The sequence below is a fragment of the Aquabacterium sp. genome (genome assembly GCF_036279675.1).
In the GTDB taxonomy this organism is placed as follows: Bacteria; Pseudomonadota; Gammaproteobacteria; order Burkholderiales; family Burkholderiaceae_C; genus Aquabacterium.
In genome coordinates this window covers 1-19,774 of the sequence record NZ_DASUIS010000019.1, presented here as the reverse complement: position 1 = coordinate 19,774, position 19,774 = coordinate 1, and the positions used below count along the sequence as shown (strand labels likewise).

The following is a 19,774-nucleotide window of genomic DNA, read 5'->3' as shown; positions in this document are numbered from 1 at the left end:
GGCAGGCCCTGAGTCTGATGCGTTCAGGGGGCGGCTGGGTCACCCAGGTCGGCTGCCATGAAGCGCGCGATGCGCTCGTCATCTGCGGGGTGGCTGCTGAAGGCAATGCCCAGTTCCTCGCCTGATGGTCGACCAGCCTTCAGCCGCTGAAAGAACACCGCCATCACCGATGGCTTGATCTGATTGTGGCGCATGAAGGCGATGGCGATGTCATCGGCCTCGCGTTCCAGCTCGCGTGAATAGGCCAGGTGCCCCATCAAGGCCGGTGCGCCGGCCAGCCAGGTACTGAAGTCACCAAAGGCCACGCTGCTGACCACACCCAGCAGGCCGGTCTGGATCAGCGAGCGCAGACCATGTCGCAGCCTCACGTGGCCCATTTCGTGCCCGAGGATGCCCAGCAGCACATCCTCCCGGTCTTGCAGCAAGGTCATGAGCTCGTCGGTGATCACGATGCTGCCGTCGGGCAGAGCGAAGGCATTGGGGCCGATGCTGGCGTGCCGAAAGTGGAGCTGGATGGCCGGGTAGGGATGGCCGGTGTCCTGCGGCGACAGGCTGTGATCCTGGCGGGTGGCTTCGTCGAACTTCTGTCGCCAGCGTGCCTGCACCGCCTCGTCCAGCTGGCTGGGATGCAGCCATTTTTCGTCCATGGCCTGCAAGGTGCGCTGCCCGAGCTCCCGATCCACGGACGCCGGTACCAGCGGGGTCAGGGCGCGCGCCGCCATGGGCAGCCCCCACCAGTATCCCAGCACGGCCACCAGCAAGAGCACACAGGTGGCCAGGGCCGTCCAGCGCCAGCTTTGCTGCGCACGCACGACCAGTGGCTCGCCCAACTGCTGGGTCTTCAGCCAGTCATCCCAATGGTTGTTGTCGAGCGACTGCACCAGGCCACCATCGACAAAATGGGCGCAGCGGGTGCCATGGCGTGTGCGCTCGGACCACTGCACCTTGTTGAGTGCGACCTGTCTGAACAGGTCCGGGCCTGTGAGTTGCAGCATGCCCTCGTGTATGCGCATGCTGACCCGATGTGCGCGCGTGGACAGACCATCGAAGTAGTCCACCAGGAGTGGGTTGTCGGAAGCGGACATGGTCACAGCCCGACGTCGATGCCCATCAGGTCTGCGGCGAGATCCCCCGTTGCATCGGATGTGTTGCGACTGGCTTGTGCCAGCAGCAGATCGGGATCCTGCCTGGTGTGGATCACGATGGCCTGCAATCTGGCGCGGGCCAGTGCCACGGCGGCGAAAGGCCAGTACAGGCCCAGCGTCAGCACGATCAACAGCCAGTTCTGCAAGGACAGGCGCGCCATGTGACCCCAGCCCAGGTGGCTCTTGAAACGCACCAGCCGGTTGCCGGTTTGTGTCCAGATCAGGTTTTGCAGGCGGGAGCTGAAGTAGGGCCCTTGTATGACCTGCGTGATCAACAGGTAGGACACGGCCACCACGCCCACGATCACGTTGCCCCAGGACATCAGAGTGCGCGCGTCGGGACGTTGGCCCGCCAGGCTGACACCCATGGTGGCGGCCAGCACGGCCACGATCACGCCGATGCCGATCAGGGCCGCCACGGTCAGCAGGCCGGTTTTCAGAAAGATGCGCAGCACATCACCAAACCTGGCTTTGAAACTGGTCTGCAGTTGCCCCAAAGCGTAATGCTGGTGCTGGTACTGCTTGAGGCGCCACAGCATGTAGGGCCCCAGGCAGGCCAGCCCCACCACCATCACCAGACCGAGGATGACGCCAGTGAGCGCGCGCGGCAACATCACCGCCAGGATCACGCTCAGCAAGCCCACACCGATGCTGACCAGAATGGGCTTGAGGAACACCATGTAGGCGTCCTTGAGCGAGCCGGTGAAATGAAAGCGCAGCCCTCGCCAACTGGTCTGCGCCAGTCGGAATTGCAGCGACGCGCGCATCAAGGCCGGCCAGATGGCAGCCAGGATCAGCGCAGCCACGGAGCCCGCCTCAGGGGAGACCTTGCCAGCCACGGCATACAGCACCATCAGCAGGCTGACCAGCAGGAAGCCGCGCAGCATCTGTTTCGGGTTGCCATGAAAGGCCAGGGGATGGCCGATCACCACCGTGTTGCCATAGAAATACTGCAGCTTGCGGACCTTGGCCCAGGGGTAATAGAGGCCCAGCGTGACCAGCATCAGCAACAGATTGACGATCCAGATGCGGAAATACTCGCTGCCAGAACCGGTGAAACGGATGGTGTGCAGGCTCACCGGGTGGGGTACGAGAGGCAAAGGGGGCTCGCCAGCGTTGTGTGTGATCAATGGCGAAGCAGTCATGCCACCGGCCTGCGGGGCTGACGGACTGGTCTGATGCATGTATTTCCCTGTTTTTTATGGTCGTCGGCTCGTCCTTTGAGGGGGATCGGACTCGCCGTTGATCAAGCGCGCCTACAATTTTTGAATGAATGAGCGCACTGACACCACTGAATTGTTCCCTGAACCGCCCCCCGTGGGCAACTCCCCCATGCTGGTGGGGCTCAATCCGGAGCAATTGGCGGCAGTGACCGCCCCCCCGGGGCCCGCCCTGATCCTGGCCGGGGCAGGTTCGGGCAAGACGCGGGTGCTGACCACCCGCATTGCCTGGTTGCTGCAGACAGGGCAGGTGTCGCCCGCAGGCATCATGGCCGTGACCTTCACCAACAAGGCCGCCAAGGAAATGCAGGCGCGTCTGTCGGCCATGCTGCCGCTCAATACCCGAGCAATGTGGATTGGCACCTTCCACGGGCTGTGCAACCGCTTTTTGCGTGCGCACGCCAAGGTGGCGGGCCTGCCGCAGGCGTTTCAGATTCTGGATACACAGGATCAGTTGTCGGCCGTCAAGCGCATCATCAAGGCGCTGAAGTTCGACGAAGAAAAGTGCATCCCCAAGCAGACGAGCTACTTCATCGCCAACGCGAAGGACGCCGGCCTGCGCCCCAAGGACATCCAGCCACGCGATGAACTCGGTCGCATGCAGTTGGCCGTCTATCAGGCTTATGAAGACCAGTGCCAGCGCGAGGGCGTGGTCGACTTTGCCGAGTTGATGCTGCGCACCTACGAAATCATGCGCGATCACCCCGAGGTGCGCGAGCACTACCAGCGCCGCTTCAAGCACATCCTGGTGGACGAGTTCCAGGACACGAACAACCTGCAGTACCTGTGGCTCAAGATGTTTGCGGGCAACCCCGCCGTGACCGGCAACAGCGTGTTTGCAGTCGGCGATGATGACCAGAGCATCTATGCCTTCCGTGGTGCCCAGGTGGGCAACATGGCTGATTTCGAGCGTGAGTTCCGCGTGCCGCGCGTGATCAAGCTGGAGCAGAACTACCGCAGCTTCGGGCACATCCTGGATGCGGCCAACACGCTGATTGCCCAGAACAGCAAACGCCTGGGCAAGAACCTGCGTACCGATGCCGGGCAGGGCGAGCCCATCCGCATCTACGAGGCCAGCAGCGACTTTGCCGAAGCGGCCTGGGTGGTGGACGAGGCGCGCCAGTTCAAGCGCGAGGGGCAGCCCTTGCATGAGGTGGCGGTGCTGTATCGCAGCAATGCGCAGTCACGGGTGATCGAGTCGGCCTTGTTCAATGCTGGCGTGCCCTACAAGGTGTATGGGGGCTTGCGCTTCTTCGAGCGCGCGGAAGTGAAGCATGCGCTGGCCTACTTGCGCCTGCTTGAGAACCCGAACGACGACACCAGCTTCCTGCGCGTGGTGAACTTCCCGGCCAGAGGCATCGGGGCACGCAGCGTGGAGTTGCTGCAGGACGCGGCCCGCTCGTCGGCACGCAGCCTGAGCCAGAGCGTGACCGCTGTGCCTGGCAAGACGGGTGCCAACCTGCAGGGCTTCGTGGCCTTGATCGATGCCATGCGTGAAGCCACGAGGGGCCTCACGCTGCGCCAGATCATCGAGCATGTGGTGGAAGCATCCGGCCTGGCCGATTTCTATCGCAACGAGAAGGAAGGCCAGGAACGGCTGGAAAACCTGGGCGAACTGGTCAACGCGGCGGAGGCCTTCGTGACCCAGGAAGGCTTCGGCAAGGATGCCGTGGCGCTGCCTGTGGACGAGCCCGCGGGCACCTTGTCGGAAGGGCTGCCGGCGGCGGTGGCCCGCGTCGACACGCTGCCCGATGCAGAGACCGGCGAGATCATCTCGCCCCTGCTGGCCTTCCTGACGCATGCCTCCCTGGAGGCAGGCGACAACCAGGCGCAGGCCGGGCAGGACGCCGTGCAGTTGATGACCATTCACGCGGCCAAGGGCCTGGAGTTCAACAACGTGTTCCTCAGCGGCCTGGAAGAAGGCTTGTTCCCGCATGAGAACTCGCTGAACACGACGGAGGGCCTGGAAGAAGAACGTCGCCTGATGTACGTGGCGATCACGCGTGCGCGCCAGCGCCTGCACATCAGCTTCAGCCAGACGCGCATGTTGCACGGCCAGACGCGCTACAACATCAAGAGCCGTTTCCTCGATGAGTTGCCCGAGGGGGCTTTGAAGTGGCTCACGCCGCGCAATCAGGGCTTTGGCTCGGGCTTTGCCAAGTCGTACAACGATGCCTGGTCCAGTGGCAAGGGCATGGGCTCGATGGTGGGCGCAGGCGCCCAGCCTTATCGCTCGAATCAAGGTTCAGGCGGCTACGGCGGCGGCAGCCGCGGCGGTTATGGCGGCCAGCCCTATGGCGCGAAGAAGGAAGACGATTTCAAGGATCTGACGGCCCCCCTGCCCAGCAAGATGGCGCAAGCCAAGACGGAAGGGGGCTTCCGAGCGGGCCAGAGCGTCTTTCACAACAAGTTTGGCGAGGGTGTGGTGCTCACGGTGGAAGGCAGTGGCCCGGATGCGCGCGTGCAGGTGAACTTCGGCCGACACGGCACCAAGTGGTTGATGCTGAGCGTGGCCAAGCTCACGCCGATCGAGTAAGGGCAGTCGGGGTGAGTCGCCCCGGCAAACGGCTTACACCAGACCGTTGCGAATGGCGTAAACCGTCAATTCCGAATTATTGGTCAGGCCCAGTTTTTCCAGCACGCGGGCGCGGTACACGCTCACGGTCTTGGGGCTGAGCAGCAATTGCTCGGCGATGTCGGACAGGCGCTTGCCTGAAGCGATCATCACCAGGGTCTGCAGCTCGCGGTCGGACAGCTTCTGATGCGCGTCTTCCTGAGCCGGCGTGGTCAGGTTGTCAACCAGCATCTGTGCCATCTCCGGTGTGACGTACTTCTTGCCTTGCGACACGGTCCGTACGGCCGCCACGATCTGCGCCGCGTCACTGCCCTTGTTCAGGTAGCCGGAGGCGCCTGCCTTGAGCGCACGCATGGCGTACTGGTCTTCGGGGTACATGGACACGACCAGCACCTTCAATGTGCTGCCTTCTTCCTTGAGCACATGCAGCACGTCCAGGCCACTGCGACCGGGCAGGTTGATGTCCAGCACCAGCACGTCACAGCTCTTGTCACGCAACAAGGTGCGCAGCTCGCCGTAATCGGCAGCCTCGCCCACGACATCGATGTCCGGCGCATCAGCCAGCGTGTCGCGGATGCCGCGTCGGATCAGGGCGTGGTCGTCGCAAAGAATGACTTTGATCATGGTCGGGCGTGGGTGATCGCTCAGCCCCAAACAGTGGGGTCGTCCGGGTCAGTCTCGTTGCCCGCACCGAGGTTGTCCAGATCGGGCAGGAGACGGTCAATGAAACCATTCTCGGGGCCGGAGAGCGGCACGGACAGGATCAAGGTGGTGCCGTCAGGGTTGCTGCTGATGTCAACCCAGCCGCCTACCGTCTCGGCCCGCTCATGCAGGCCACGGATACCAAAGGACCGGGCCTTGGCCAGATCTTCCGCGCTCAAGCCTCTGCCATTGTCAGTCACTTCGATGGACAAGACGCCACCCGCCTGTGTCAGATCGACGCTGACTTTGCTGGCCTGTGCGTGTTTGGAGACATTGGTGAGCGCTTCCTGAGCAAAACGGTAGGCCACCAGCGGCACGCCAGGTGCGAGCTGAAGCTTTTCGTGGCTGGTGCGGAAGGCCACCTGGAGGCCTGTGCGTTTGGCAAACCGGTCACTCATCCACTGCAGTGCCGCCACGAGGCCTTGCTCCAGGATGGCGGGGCGCAGGTTGTGCATGATGCGCTGGCTGGCCTCGTGGGCGTGGCCGACGGACTCCAGCGCCTGCTGCACGCGCTCGGCGATTTCCGGCGAGCCGGCATGCCGGGCGATCCAGGCCAGATCGAACTTGACAGCCGTCAGCGCACCACCCACATCGTCGTGGATTTCACGCGCGATGGCGGCACGCTCCTGCTCGATGCTGGTCTGCAAGTGCTGAGCGAGCTCGCGCAGTTGCTGGCGTGATCGGCTCAAGGCGTGGTCGGCGCGCTGCTTGGCGATGCGGGTGCGGTTGGCCTCGATCGCCAGCAAGGCCGCGGGGGCCAGGCGGGCCAGGTTGCTCTTGAGCAAGTAGTCGTTGGCGCCATTGCGCATGGCCTGCACGGCGATGTCTTCGCCGATTTCGCCCGAGACCAGAATGAAGGGCACCAGTTTGCCCATCGAGCGAACCTTGTCCAGCGCCGCCAGGCCGGAATAGCCGGGCAGGTTGTAGTCGGACAGGATCAGATCCCACTCCTGATCCAGGGCCTCGATCAGGGCCGCTTCGTTCTCCACCCGGACGATGTCGGCGTTAATGCCACCACGGCGCAGATGGACGGCGACCAGTGCATGGTCTTCGTCATTGTCTTCCAGATGCAGGACGCGCAGCTTCACGGGGGCCATGGTTTGGTTGCCGGCAAAGGTCGGTTCCGGGTTGGGGGGCATGTCGGACACAGGCTCGTCGCTCCTTTGATCTGGCGATTTGCGCCAAGTTTTCCCGTGTCATTGTGAACACCTGACGCCCGGAAATGCGAAAAATTCTAACAACCGGCAAAGCCGTGTGATCTTATTGATATCGGTATTAAGGATCACCCGGATTTGGCCGAAATGGTCCTTGTGCCAAGCCGTCTGGTCAAAGGCGGCCACTTTTGAAACCTGGTTGAGTGGAGCCAAGATGAGCTACGACGACGAATCCGTCGCTTCCCCGCCTCCCGAGATGCCTCTGTTGCTTGCAGCCGAGCTGCAAGACCATTTGATGACCGCGTCCAACGACCTGGAGCGCCTGCAACGCCTCCTGGACGATGCCTGTGTGGTCCTCATGGACGGGTTTCACGGCACGGCAGGGCAGCTGGGCGAGGTCATCGACCTGGGTCACGAGGTCACGCCCCATCTTCAAGCTGTCCGACAGACGCTGTACAAGACCGTGACGGCCTTGCAGTTCCAGGACATGGCGACCCAGTTGATCGCCCACACGAACAAACGCCTGCGAAATTGTGCCGATCAGATCGCCCGGGATGCCCTCGGTGACGACGATCCCGATGGCGCAGCGATTGTGGACGAAGCCCCCATGAAACCGAACCCGGTCACCCAGGACGAGGTGGACGCCGGTTCGGTCGAGTTGTTCTAAAGAAGCCGTCCCACCAGCCGAAATACCGTCCGCCTATTGACTGGTTTACCCCTTTCAGCCTGCTAACAAGCCTTCACTAAGCACCGGAGAGCGACATGCACTCGATTCTTGCCGTCGACGATTCTGCATCCATGCGTCAAATGGTTTCCTTCACGCTCAAGAGCGCTGGCTACAACGTCGTCGAAGCGGTTGACGGCCAGGATGCCTACGAGAAGGCGCAAGGTCGCAGTTTCGATCTGGTGCTGACCGATCAGAACATGCCCCGCATGGACGGCATCAGCCTGACCAAGAAGCTGCGTGAAACCGCTCAGTTCAAGACCACCCCCATCCTCATGCTGACCACCGAGTCGAGCGACCAGATGAAGCAGGCGGGTCGTGCCGCCGGTGCCACTGGCTGGCTGGTGAAACCCTTCGATCCCAACAAGCTGATCGAAGTGATTCAAAAGGTCATCCGCTAAGTCACGCTGACACCTTCAGCGTCACGACGAATTCCAGGAGTCAGAGATGGCAGAAACAAGCACTGACAACAGCTCGGCAGCAGGCATTGACCTGAGCCAGTTCTATCAAGTCTTCTTCGAAGAAGCCGGCGAGAACCTCGAAAACATGGAGCAGCTCCTGCTGGAGCTGGACATCGAGGCGGCTGACGACGAGGAGATGAACGCCATCTTCCGCTGCGCTCACTCGATCAAGGGTGGTGCCGCGACTTTCGGCTTCAGCGATGTGGCCGAGCTGACCCACCAGATGGAGACGTTGCTGGACAAGCTGCGCCGTCACGAGCTGGTGCCCACGCCCCCGATGGTGGACGTGCTGCTGCAATCGGGTGATGCGCTCAAGGCCATGCTGGGCCGCCATCAAGGCTCCGGCGGCGAAGAGGTCGACACCACCGAGTTGCTGTTCAACATCCGCGCCATGGTGGCTGGCGAGGCGCCCCCTGCTGTGGCCAGCGCCCCTGCTGCCGCACCCGTCGTGAAGGCCGAAGCGCCTGCTGCGCCCGCAGCTGCACCGGCCGCTTCGGCTGGTGGTGCCGTGCCGACCACCGGCAAGCGCATCGTCGAGCTGCGTGTTGGCCCGCTGACCGACATGTCTCAGGCCGACAACCTGGTGGACCTGTTCAAGGAAATCACGGATCTGGGCACCATCGAACCGCTGCCCGATGATCCCTCTCTGGCGAATGTGCGCCGCTTCAAGGTGGACACGGCCTCGGCAGAATCCGATCTGATGGACTTGTTCACCTTCCATGTGGCACGTGAACAAGTGGCCTTCGTGGCTTACGGCGATGCCGCTGCGCCCGCCGCTGCTGCGCCGGCCAAGGATCCCGGCTATGGCTTCTTCGAGCCCATCGAGGCGGCAGCCAAGCCGGCAGAGCCTGCTGCGCCGGAGCCTCCAAAGGGCTACGGTTTCTTCGACGATGCCCCAGGCGCCCCCTCTGGCAAACCCGCTGCAGCGGCCGCTGCCGAACCCCAGCAGGCCAAGCCCGCTGCCGTGGCCGCCAAGCCCGCTGCACCCAAGGCAGAGAAGCCCGCTGCGGCCCTGGAAGCCTCCACGATTCGTGTGTCGGTCGAAAAGGTCGACCAGCTCATCAACCTGGTGGGCGAACTGGTGATCACGCAAGCCATGCTGGCGCAGAATAGCCGTGGTCTGGACCCCGTGGTCTACCAGCAACTGGTGACGGGCCTGACCGATCTGGATCGCAATACCCGCGACCTGCAGGAAGCCGTGATGTCGATCCGGATGATTCCGATGTCGACGGTGTTCAGCCGCTTCCCCCGCATGCTGCGCGACCTGGCCAACAAGCTGGGCAAGAAGGTCGAACTGGTCACTCAGGGTGAAGCCACCGAACTGGACAAGGGCCTGGTCGAGAAGATCACCGACCCGCTGACTCATCTGGTGCGCAACTCCTGCGACCATGGCGTCGAAATGCCTGCAGACCGCATTGCCAACGGCAAGCCTGAAGTCGGCACCATCACGCTGGCGGCTTCGCATCAAGGCGGTTCCATCGTGATCGAAGTGCGCGACGATGGTCGTGGCCTGTCTCGCGAGAAGCTGTTGCGCAAGGCCCGTGAGAAGGGCATTGATGCACCCGACAGCCTGACCGATTCCGAAGTCTGGAACCTGATCTTTGCCCCCGGCTTCTCGACAGCCGACGTGGTGACCGACGTGTCTGGCCGCGGTGTCGGCATGGACGTGGTCAAGAAGAACATCACCTCGCTGGGCGGCACGGTGGAAATCGATTCCGCCGAAGGCTACGGCATGCGCGTGGCGGTTCGCCTGCCACTGACGCTGGCCATCATGGACGGCATGAGCGTGGGTGTGGGCGAAGAGGTCTACATCCTGCCGCTGTCGTCGGTGGTCGAGTCCTTCCAGGTCAGCCAGGAGATGGTCAAGACCATCGGCGGCTCGGGCCGCGTGGTGGAAGTACGAGACGAGTACATGCCGGTGATCGAGCTGGAGAAGGTCTTCCAGGTGCCCCGTTTCGACTGGGAGCACAACAGCGGGATCATGGTGGTGGTCGAAGCAGAAAGCGGCCGTGTGGCCCTGCTGGTCGACGAGCTGCTGGGCCAACAGCAGGTGGTGGTCAAGAACCTCGAGACCAACTACCGCAAAGTCAACGATGTATCGGGCGCCACCATCATGGGTGATGGTCGTGTGGCCTTGATTCTGGATGTGGGCAGCCTCGTGCGTCGCTCGCGTCACTGAGTTACACAGGAGACCATGCAATGGGCATGATGGAAAAACTGGACGTGCAGGCCGATCTGGCACGCGAGTACCTGACCTTCCGCCTGGGCGATGAAGAGTACGGCATCGACATCCTGAAGGTGCAGGAAATCCGTGGCTATGAAAACCCCACGCGCATCGCCAATGCACCGCACTTCCTCAAGGGTGTGGTCAACCTGCGCGGCACGATTGTCCCTATTGTCGACCTGCGTATGCGTTTTGGTTGCTCCTCTGCGGAGTACAACGCCTTCACCGTGTCGATCATCCTGCACATCGGTCAACGCACGATCGGCGTGGTGGTGGACTCGGTCAGCGATGTGATGGAAATCCCCGCCGAGGCCATGCGCCCGGCCCCCGAAATGACATCGGCCATCGAGGCCACCTATATCCGTGGTCTGGCACAAGTGGGTGAACGCATGGTCATCCTGCTGGACATCGAGAGCATGTTGATGAGCCAGGACATGGGGCTGGTCGACTGATCGTTTGCCTTTTTCAACCCGAATGCAGGAGATGGATATGAACAAACTCAAGTGTGCTGTTGTGCTGTCCTTGTCCGTGCTGACGGGCATGGCGGTGGCTGCCGATGGCGGTGCCACCAAGGAAGACGCCGTGGCCATGGTCAAGAAGGGCGTGGCCGCGATCAAGTCGGGCGGTGCGGACAAGACTTACGCCGAGATCAGCGACAAGGGCAATGCGACCTGGCATCACCAGGATCTGTACCTGACCGTCTACCAGCTGGACGGTACGGTCAAGGCCCATGGCGCCAACGCCAAAATGATTGGCAAGAATCTGATCGATCTGAAAGACATCGACGGCAAGGCCTTTGTGAAAGAGCGTGTCGATCTGGCCAAGACACACGGCACCTTCTGGCAGGACTACAAGTTCACCAACCCCGAAACCAAGAAGATCGAGCCCAAAAGCATGTATTGCGAGAAGCTGGATGACACCGTGGTTTGTGGTGGTATTTACAAGTAAGCAGTTTTCTTGAAGTCTGGCGCTCCTCACGAGCGCCAGTTGCTTTTCAGGAGTGAACGCATGAAATTGCGCACCCAGTTGTTGACCGCACCGGCCGTGGCCTGTGCGGTCTTGTTTTTGGCCTTGCTGGGTTTTGTCCTGGTGATGACGTCGTTCCAGCAGCGCATCCATCAGTCTCACGACGACAGCACCCATGAGCAGGTGGCCATCACCGGTGCGCAGGAGAAGCTGGCGGACGTTCATGTGATGCTGTACCGGTCCATGGCGATCATGTCCTCACTGGACGATGACAAGGTCAAACAGATTCGGGCCAGCATCCCTGAGCGGGTGTCTCAGGCGCGCCAGGTGGTGATTCAACTGTTGTCAGAGGACGATCGCCAGTCGGATGCGGCCAAGGTGTTCGAGAAGCTGTCGCAGGACTACGTGAAATCGGCCGACATGGCCGTGGACATGGCCGGTGTGGATCCCAATACCGGCGTGGCCGCCATGCAGGCCACCGATGAGCAATACAAGAAAATGATCGCGCAACTGGGGGTGCTGGTGGGCAAGGTGCAGGAGCGCTCGAACCAGGATGCCCAGGCCATGGAGGCCAGCGCCTCCAGGCAGATCTTGCTGATTGCCTTGTTGTGCCTGGTCGGTGCAGGTGGCGCGTTCGCTTACGCGTGGCGGACGCAGGGACGCATCATCCGCGATATCCACCTGGCCGCGCATGCGGCGGAAGAGGTCGCCAAAGGTCACTTCGATCAGAAGATCCAGAGCCTGCGCAACGACGAAGTGGGGCAGTTGCTGGATGCGCTGGGGCGCATGGTGCGCGAGTTGTCGTCGTCGATCATGACGGTGCAGTCGGCGGCGACCTCCATCGGGCAATCATCGTCCGAGATCGCGGCCGGCAACCAGGACTTGAGCAACCGGACAGAGAACACCGCCTCCAGCCTGCAGGAGACCGCCTCGTCCATGGAGCAGTTGACGGGCACGGTGCGGCACACGGTGGAATCCGCCCGCACGGCCAACAGCCTGGTGCACTCCGCTTCGGATGCGGCCAAACGTGGTGGCGATGTCATGGGGCAGGTGGTGTCCAACATGGCGGACATCGATATCGCCTCACGCAAGATCAACGAGATCATCAGCGTGATCGATGGCATCGCGTTTCAGACCAACATCCTGGCTTTGAATGCCGCGGTGGAAGCGGCGCGGGCTGGCGAGCAAGGGCGTGGGTTTGCCGTGGTGGCGGGCGAGGTGCGCTCGCTGGCCAAACGCAGCGCAGATGCCGCGCGGGAGATCAAGTCCCTGATCAACTCGTCGACCGAGCGGGTAGAGGTGGGCACGAAGCTGGTGCAGGAAGCCGGGGCTTCCATGCATGACATCGTGGCCGGTGTGGAGCGCGTGACGCAGATCATCAGCGAGATCACGCAGGCTGCCGAGCAGGAGTCGCACGGCATTGGCCAGATCAATGCGGCCGTGACGCACCTGGATCGGATGACGCAGCAGAACGCCGCGTTGGTCGAAGAGTCGGCCGCTGCGGCCGAGAGCCTGAAGGCGCAGGCTCAGACGCTGACCGAGGTCGTGGGCAAGTTCAGGCTGTAGCCTTCGGGTTGCGGTAGACGTCGATCAGATCGCCCTCCGGGCCGAACAGGCGGGCGCGCCAGGCGTCTTCCAGTGCCTGGGTCTGCTGTTGCCGCGGGTGAAACTTTCGCCGCCAGAACTTGGGCATGTGGCGCAGCACATTGCTGATGAGCGCACCACGCCCGAACAGCGCCCGGTAGCCGCGACGGTTTTCTGCGCGGTTGAACAAGTGCCCCTCCTTGATCAGCAGGCGCAGCCAGGCGGCCACCACGGCCGGCATCACGAAAAGGCCCACCAGCCAGCCGGCCTGTTTGCGCTCCTTCTGGGTGCCGCCAATCAGCTCGAATACGTCATAGGCCACAGACTTGTGCTCCAGCTCTTCCAGCGCATGCCAGTACCAGAGCTTGAGCATCTCCGGATCGGACGATTCGGTCAGCGCCTTGTTGGTGAGCCACTCTTCGGCCAGGTGAGCGGTGAAGTGCTCCATCATCGTGGTGCAGGCCAGTTGCAGGCGCGGTGAGAAGCGTTCCAGCTGGCGCAGGCCGAAACGCACATAGCGTTCAGCCAGATCCACGTCCTGGCCACGCTCGCGGAACAGTTCATTGAGCCGACCGTGCTCGCGGCTGTGCAGGGCTTCCTGGCCCATGAAGCCCGACACCTGGGCCTTCAGAACGGGATCCTGGATCTGGTCACGGAAGTGCCTGACCGACTCCATGAAGAAGCGCTCACCCGGCGGGAAGGCGCCGGAAAACACCACGAACAACAGGCTGGCCAGCGGGTTGTTGTCGTAGAAGAAGTAGCGGTCTGCGTTGCGTGAGAACTTGAAGTCGATGTGGCGGGGCGGGATGCCCACCTGGGCGCCGGTGAGGGAACGTGCTGCGGTGGCTTCTGACATGTTGGCGTCTCCGTACTGAAGGTGGCACGTTTGCTTGACGTGCACGATAATCAGTGCCAGTTTGTTCCGAATGTTTATTCGGATTCAATTCGGATCTTCTGAGTCCGTGAACGCCGGCCACAGGCCCATCGCCCATGCAACGCATTCCCCGACAGCAGCGCGCCAAGTCCACCGTCGAAGCCATCCTGGACGCGGGCTACATCAGCCTGGGGCGCCATGGCCTGGCGGGCACGACCACCACGCACATCGCCGATATCGCAGGCGTCAGCGTCGGTTCGCTGTACGAGTATTTCAAGAACAAGGAAGCGATCTACGAGGCCATGCGGGATCGCTTCGTGCGGGATCTGATCGGTGTCCTGCAGCCCTTGACGCCGCGCATCGTGCGCCTGCCACTGACGCAGGCCATCCCGACCATCCTCTACGACGTGCAGGCCCTGCTGCTGCGGGACGATCAGCGTTACCTGAAGTACGCGCGAGAGGTGTTCAATGCCGATGTGCGCTTCGATCTGACCGATGTGTCGCGCTCATTGGGTGACATCATCGTGCAGTTCCTGCTGCATAACCCGCAGTACGCGGGCATGCAGCGCTTTGCGGCCATGAGCTATATCTTCGTCAACGCGGGGATGTTCACCGTGATCCGTCACATGTCGGATCCGAATCAGCCCATCACCTACGATGAGCTCGTGGACGGGCTGGCTCACATGGTGAGCCACTACGTGCGCATGGAGCGGCAGTTGGCCCGACGGCAGGGAGGCGCGTCGGGCGTCACGGATACGAAGTCTGAGTGAACGTCAGCGCGCCTTGAGGGCGCTGGCCACCAGCGCGTCGAGCTGCTCCAGTGGCATGGCCAGACGCCCGGCGGCGTCGTCTACCTCACGCTGCATGGGGGCCCATACCGGCGCAGGCCAGCGCGCATCCCAGTCATAGCGGGCGATCACGTGCCAGTGCAGGTGTGGCACCACATTGCCCAGCGACGCCAGGTTGATCTTGGCGGGCGACAGCGCCTCGCGCAGCACGGTCTCGACCTTGGCCACCGCCTGCATGATGTGGCTGCGGTCTTCCGGCACCAAGTCGGTCCATTCGGCGACGTGGTCATTCCAGATGACGCGGTAGAAGGCAGGGTGATCCGCATCGATGGCGCGGATCACGCGCAACTTGTCCGTGCGCACGATGAGGACGCCCCCATCCTGCACGCACAGTTCGCATCCCACGACGCGCGATGTATCGAGTTGTCCCATACTCAGACCAGAACGCGTTCGATGCCACCGTTGTTGGCCTTGGCCACGTACTCCGGCATCCAGTTTTCGCCCAGGATCTGGCGAGCCATCTCGACCACGATGTAGTCGGCTTCCAGCAAACCGTTGGCCGTGTCTTCACCGTAGCGGCTCAGGCCTTGCAGGCAGGCCGGGCAGGATGTCAGGATCTTGACGTCTTCCTTCTCGCCGATCAGACCCTTGCCGCGCAGTTCAGCTTCACCCTTGCGGATCTCTTCTTCCTTGCGGAAGCGGATCTGCGTGGAGATATCCGGACGGTTGACGGCCAGGGTGCCGGCTTCGCCGCAGCAGCGGTCGGACTTGATGACACCATCGCCCACCAGGGCCTTGACGGTCTTCATCGGATCCTGCAGCTTCATGGGCGTGTGGCAGGGGTCGTGGTACAGGAAGGCACCCTTGCTGTTGCTCAGCGTGATGCCCTTCTCGAGCAGGTATTCGTGGATGTCGATGATGCGGCAGCCCGGGAAGATCTTGTCGAACTGGTAACCCTGCAACTGGTCATAGCAGGTACCGCAGGACACGACCACCGTCTTGATGTCCAGGTAGTTCAGCGTGTTGGCCACACGGTGGAACAGCACCCGGTTGTCGGTGATCATTTTCTCGGCCTTGTCGAACTGGCCGGCACCACGTTGCGGATAGCCGCAGCACAGGTAGCCCGGTGGCAGCACGGTCTGCACGCCGGCATGCCACAGCATGGCCTGCGTGGCCAGGCCCACTTGCGAGAACAGGCGCTCCGAGCCGCAACCCGGGAAGTAGAACACCGCCTCGGTATCGGCAGTGGTGCCCTTGGGGTTGCGGATGATGGGGACGTAGTCCTTGTCCTCGATGTCCAGCAGGGCGCGGGCGGTCTTCTTGGGCAGGCCGCCCGGCATCTTCTTGTTGATGAAGTGGATGATCTCCTGCTTCAACGGGGCCTTGCCCACCGAGGCGGGCGGCGCATCGGTCTGCTTGCGTGCTACCACCTTCATCACGTCATGCGCCACGCGTTGCAGCGGCATGGCCACATCGACCAGGGCTGTGCGGATCAGCTTGATCGTCTGCGGGTTGTTGGTGTTGAGCATGGCCATGCCCGCTGCACCGGCCGGGCGGAAGCTCTTCTTGCCCAGTTTGTTCAACAGGTTGCGCATGGCCATCGACACATCGCCGAAGTCGATCTTGACCGGGCAGGGCGTCAGGCACTTGTGGCAGACCGTGCAGTGGTCGGCCACGTCCTCGAACTCTTCCCAGTGCTTGATGGACACGCCGCGGCGCGTCTGCTCTTCGTACAGGAAGGCTTCGACCAGCAGCGAGGTAGCCAGGATCTTGTTGCGCGGGCTGTAGAGCAGGTTGGCGCGCGGCACGTGGGTGGCGCACACCGGTTTGCACTTGCCGCAGCGCAGGCAGTCCTTGACGGAGGTGGCGATGTCGCCGATGTCCGACTGCTGCATGATCAGCGACTCATGCCCCATCAGGCCGAACGACGGCGTGTAGGCCTCGGTCAGGTCGGCGGCATGCACGTCATCGCCCAGGGCCTTCAGGGCGGCGCCGCGCAGCAGCTTGCCCTTGTTGAAGCGGCCTTCGGGGTCCACCTTCTGCTTGTAGGCGGTGAAGTTGGCCATCTCGGCTTCCGTCAGGAATTCGAGCTTGGTGATGCCGATGCCGTGTTCGCCAGAGATCACGCCATCGAGCGAGCGGGCCAGCTTCATGATGCGGCCCACGGCTTCGTGCGCCGTCTGCAGCATCTCGTAGTTGTCGCTGTTGACGGGCAGGTTGGTGTGCACATTGCCGTCGCCGGCGTGCATGTGCAGGGCCACCCACACGCGGCCACGCAGCACCTGCTTGTGGATGCGCTTGAGTTCGTCGACGATGGTGCTCAGCGCAGCGCCGTTGAAGATCTTGGCGAGTTCATCGCGGATCTCGCGCTTCCAGCTGGCGCGGATGGACCACGTCTGCAGCAGGTTGAACACGGTGTCGCCATCGGCAGGTGTGTAGGTGCCGTTGCGATGCTGTTCATAGCCCAGTGCGACCAGTTGATCGCCCACTTGTGACAAGGGGCTGTCGATGTGGTCGTACAGGAACTGCCAGCGGGTGCGCACCGTGTTGAGTTGCGCCAGCGCGGCGGCCACCTTCTCGGCGAGCTGCTCGGGGCTGGGCAGCTCCTCGGCGTCTTCAACCTTGCCCATGGGCAGGTTGCCGCCTTGCACGAAGGCGGTCAGCGCGTCGGCAATGGCCAGCTTGTTGCGCAGGCTCAGCTCGATGTTGATGCGCTCGATGCCCAGCGTGTACTCGCCCATGCGAGGCAGCGGAATCACCACGTCTTCGTTCACCTTGAAGGCGTTGGTGTGCTTGGCAATCGCGGCGGTGCGCTTGCGGTCGGCCCAGAACTTCTTGCGGGCATCGGCGCTCACGGCCACGAAGCCTTCACCCGAGCGGCCATTGGCCAGGCGGATGACTTCGCTGGTGGCGCGGGCCACGCGGTCTTCGTCGTCCCCGACGATGTCACCCACGAGCACCATCTTGGGCAGGGTGCCTCGCTTGCTCTTGGTGGCGTAGCCGACGGCGCGCAGATAGCGGTCGTCCAGGTGCTCGAGGCCTGCCAGGATGGCACCGCCAGCCTGCTTCATCTCCTCGAACATGAAGTCCTTGATCTCGACGATCGATGGCACGCCCTCGGTGGGGTTGCCGAAGAACTCCAGGCACACGGTGCGCACGTGCTTGGGCATGCGGTGCACGACCCAGCGGGCGCTGGTGATCAGGCCGTCGCAGCCTTCCTTCTGGATGCCGGGCAGGCCAGCGAGGAACTTGTCGGTGACGTCTTTCCCTAAGCCTTCCTTGCGGAAGACGCGGCCAGGGATATCCAGGCGCTCGGTGCGGATCGGGGTCTTGCCATCGGCCTGGAAGTACTTCAGCTCGAAGCTGGCCGTCTCCACATCATGGATCTTGCCCAGGTTGTGGTTGAGGCGAACCACCTCCAGCCATTCGGCATCTGGCGTGACCATGCGCCACGAGGCGAGGTTGTCCAGCGCGGTGCCCCACAGCACGGCCTTCTTGCCGCCGGCGTTCATGGCGATGTTGCCACCCACGCACGAGGCTTCAGCCGAGGTCGGGTCCACGGCGAACACGAAGCCGCCACGCTCGGCCGCATCGGCCACGCGTTGCGTCACCACGCCAGCGCCTGTCCAGATGGTGGCCACGGGCTTGCTCACGCCGGGCAGGGTCACCATCTCGACTTCGGTCATCTGTTCGAGCTTTTCGGTGTTGATCACCGCGCTCTTCCAGGTCAGTGGCACGGCGCCGCCGGTGTAGCCGGTGCCACCCCCACGCGGGATGATGGTCAGACCTAGTTCGACGCAGCCCTTGACCAGGGCGGCCATTTCTTCTTCGGTGTCCGGCGTCAGCACGACGAAGGGGTATTCGACGCGCCAGTCGGTGGCGTCCGTCACGTGCGAGACGCGGCTGAGGCCATCGAACTTGATGTTGTCGTGGCGGGTGACCTTGCGCAGGACCTTGTTGGTGCGCTCACGCAACTCGCCCATGTGCTCGAAGGTTTTGGCGAAGCGGTCGATCGCGCCACGGGCGGCGTTCAGCAGTTCGCCGACCAGGGTGTCGCGCGAGCTGTCATTACCAGGCGTGCGTCGCTTGTCGACCTCACCCAGGCGGTGATGCAGGGCGTCGATCAACTGGCCGCGGCGCTTGGGGTTGTCCAGCAGGTCGTCCTGCAGATAAGGGTTGCGCTGCACGACCCAGATGTCACCCAGCACTTCGTAGAGCATGCGGGCGGAGCGGCCGGTCTGGCGCTCGGTACGCAGCAGGCTCAGCACCTCCCAGGCACGCTGGCCCAGCAGACGCAGAACGATTTCACGGTCCGAAAAGGAGGTGTAGTTATAGGGGATCTCGCGCAGGCGGGGCTGGCCGTCGCCGTGTGCTTCGGCGGCCTGGGCGGTCATGTGGGTCAACTCGATGGGTGCGTTCATGAGGGCGCCAGACGCGAACAAACCGGTTCAACAAAGAGCAATTCGCCTGGGGTTGATGGTCAACGCCCAGGCACTGCGGGGAGGGTGGTTTTCGCGCCTGAGGCGAGATGTTAACGCAGCAGGTCATGCCCTCGGGCAGAAAAGGGCAACCGACAGGGTCTTCTGGCTTCGTTTAGGCTCATCTCAAATCGGTATTCTGACCACCAGTTCAGAATACTCAGAAGTCGAGTTCGCCATGACCAATACCGGAACCAAAGCCGTTTTCTGGCCATATCCCTGCTGGATTGCTCACCGGGGTGCAGGCAAGCTCGCCCCCGAAAACACCATGGCGGCCTTCCGTCTGGGCGCAGAGCACGGATTTGCCATGTTCGAGTGCGACGTCAAGCTCAGCGCCGACGGGGAGCCCTTCCTCTTGCACGATGCCGAACTGGATCGCACCACCAATGGCCAGGGCGTGGCGGGCGTTCAGAAGTGGGATGCCCTGTCGCGCCTGGATGCCGGCAGCTGGCATGGCCGTACTTATGCAGGCGAGCCTTTGCTGAGGCTGGAGTCCCTGGCGCGCTGGCTGCAGGCGCTGGGGCTGATGGTCAATCTGGAGATCAAGCCCACGCCGGGTGAAGAGGTGCGCACGGGCCGGGTGGTTGCACAACATGTGGCCCGTTTGTGGTCCCAGTCGCAAATCAAACCCTTGTTGAGCTCGTTCAGCGTCGAGGCGCTGAGGGCTGCGCAAGAGGCTCAGCCCGAGTTGCCCCGCGCGCTCCTGCTGGACAAGTGGAACCGCGATGCCGTGGACACGGCGCTCGTTCTGGGCTGCCAGGCGCTGGTGGTCAACCAGACGCAGCTGGACGAAGAGCGGATTGCGGCCGGCCATGCGGGTGGCCTGAAGGTGCTGACCTACACGGTCAATGACGCGTCTCGCGCCAGCACCTTGTGGCT

The 19,774-nt window shown here is 62.8% G+C and carries 16 protein-coding genes; 9 read left to right on the top strand and 7 right to left on the bottom strand.

The window, feature by feature from the left end; all coding sequences use genetic code 11:
- Positions 1 to 23: 23 nt before the first annotated feature.
- Positions 24 to 1,085 carry a M48 family metallopeptidase gene (locus VFW93_RS01795; RefSeq protein WP_329692279.1) on the bottom strand — a complete coding sequence of 354 codons (1,062 nt, stop codon included), beginning with the start codon at positions 1,083 to 1,085 and terminating at the stop codon, positions 24 to 26.
- A 2-nt stretch (positions 1,086 to 1,087) separates the two neighbouring features.
- Complete coding sequence (locus tag VFW93_RS01790) at positions 1,088 to 2,329, bottom strand: YjgN family protein (RefSeq protein ID WP_329692278.1); 1,242 nt, start codon at positions 2,327 to 2,329, stop codon at positions 1,088 to 1,090.
- Positions 2,330 to 2,414: 85 nt separating this feature from the next.
- Between VFW93_RS01790 and VFW93_RS01785 the strand changes: the two genes are divergently transcribed.
- On the top strand, positions 2,415 to 4,901 hold the full coding sequence (locus VFW93_RS01785; protein WP_329692277.1) for a UvrD-helicase domain-containing protein: 2,487 nt from the start codon (positions 2,415 to 2,417) through the stop codon (positions 4,899 to 4,901).
- Between the two features lie 33 nt (positions 4,902 to 4,934).
- Here the strand turns inward: VFW93_RS01785 and VFW93_RS01780 are convergent, their stop codons facing one another.
- Both VFW93_RS01780 and VFW93_RS01775 read right to left on the bottom strand, forming a co-directional pair.
- Complete coding sequence (locus VFW93_RS01780) at positions 4,935 to 5,564, bottom strand: response regulator (protein WP_290677384.1); 630 nt, start codon at positions 5,562 to 5,564, stop codon at positions 4,935 to 4,937.
- A gap of 20 nt (positions 5,565 to 5,584) precedes the next feature.
- Positions 5,585 to 6,781, bottom strand: a complete 1,197-nt coding sequence (locus VFW93_RS01775) for a response regulator (protein ID WP_329692313.1) — start codon at positions 6,779 to 6,781, stop codon at positions 5,585 to 5,587.
- Between the two features lie 229 nt (positions 6,782 to 7,010).
- Here VFW93_RS01775 and VFW93_RS01770 point away from each other — a divergent pair, with 229 nt between their 5' ends.
- The 6 genes from VFW93_RS01770 to VFW93_RS01745 all read left to right on the top strand — a co-directional run bounded on the left by VFW93_RS01770 (position 7,011) and on the right by VFW93_RS01745 (position 12,737).
- Positions 7,011 to 7,463 carry a hypothetical protein gene (locus VFW93_RS01770; protein ID WP_290677390.1) on the top strand — a complete coding sequence of 151 codons (453 nt, stop codon included), beginning with the start codon at positions 7,011 to 7,013 and terminating at the stop codon, positions 7,461 to 7,463.
- Between the two features lie 95 nt (positions 7,464 to 7,558).
- Positions 7,559 to 7,921, top strand: a complete 363-nt coding sequence (locus tag VFW93_RS01765; protein ID WP_290646476.1) for a response regulator — start codon at positions 7,559 to 7,561, stop codon at positions 7,919 to 7,921.
- Positions 7,922 to 7,967: 46 nt separating this feature from the next.
- Positions 7,968 to 10,160: a chemotaxis protein CheA gene (locus tag VFW93_RS01760; protein ID WP_329692276.1), complete on the top strand. Its 2,193-nt coding sequence runs from the start codon at positions 7,968 to 7,970 to the stop codon at positions 10,158 to 10,160.
- Between the two features lie 20 nt (positions 10,161 to 10,180).
- On the top strand, positions 10,181 to 10,657 hold the full coding sequence (locus VFW93_RS01755) for a chemotaxis protein CheW (protein ID WP_290694078.1): 477 nt from the start codon (positions 10,181 to 10,183) through the stop codon (positions 10,655 to 10,657).
- 37 nt (positions 10,658 to 10,694) lie between these two features.
- Complete coding sequence (locus VFW93_RS01750) at positions 10,695 to 11,153, top strand: cache domain-containing protein (RefSeq protein ID WP_329692275.1); 459 nt, start codon at positions 10,695 to 10,697, stop codon at positions 11,151 to 11,153.
- Positions 11,154 to 11,213: 60 nt separating this feature from the next.
- Complete coding sequence (locus VFW93_RS01745; protein ID WP_329692274.1) at positions 11,214 to 12,737, top strand: methyl-accepting chemotaxis protein; 1,524 nt, start codon at positions 11,214 to 11,216, stop codon at positions 12,735 to 12,737.
- Here VFW93_RS01745 and VFW93_RS01740 read toward each other — a convergent pair.
- Positions 12,727 to 13,611 (bottom strand): metal-dependent hydrolase, encoded by an 885-nt coding sequence (locus VFW93_RS01740; RefSeq protein WP_329692273.1) that lies wholly within the window; start codon positions 13,609 to 13,611, stop codon positions 12,727 to 12,729. The two genes, VFW93_RS01745 and VFW93_RS01740, sit on opposite strands and share 11 nt — an antisense overlap.
- A 134-nt stretch (positions 13,612 to 13,745) precedes the next feature.
- Here VFW93_RS01740 and VFW93_RS01735 point away from each other — a divergent pair, with 134 nt between their 5' ends.
- Positions 13,746 to 14,399, top strand: a complete 654-nt coding sequence (locus tag VFW93_RS01735) for a TetR/AcrR family transcriptional regulator (RefSeq protein ID WP_329692272.1) — start codon at positions 13,746 to 13,748, stop codon at positions 14,397 to 14,399.
- Between the two features lie 3 nt (positions 14,400 to 14,402).
- Here VFW93_RS01735 and VFW93_RS01730 read toward each other — a convergent pair whose 3' ends face one another.
- Entirely contained in the window at positions 14,403 to 14,849 is a 447-nt protein-coding gene (locus VFW93_RS01730) for an HIT family protein (RefSeq protein ID WP_329692271.1), read from the bottom strand.
- A gap of 2 nt (positions 14,850 to 14,851) precedes the next feature.
- Complete coding sequence (locus VFW93_RS01725; RefSeq protein WP_329692270.1) at positions 14,852 to 18,838, bottom strand: FAD/FMN-binding oxidoreductase; 3,987 nt, start codon at positions 18,836 to 18,838, stop codon at positions 14,852 to 14,854.
- 235 nt (positions 18,839 to 19,073) lie between these two features.
- On the opposite strand from VFW93_RS01725, the gene ugpQ reads away from it, so the two are divergent.
- Positions 19,074 to 19,774, top strand: a 701-nt coding sequence (ugpQ, locus tag VFW93_RS01720) for a glycerophosphodiester phosphodiesterase (protein ID WP_329692269.1), incomplete at its 3' end; no start/stop codon positions are given.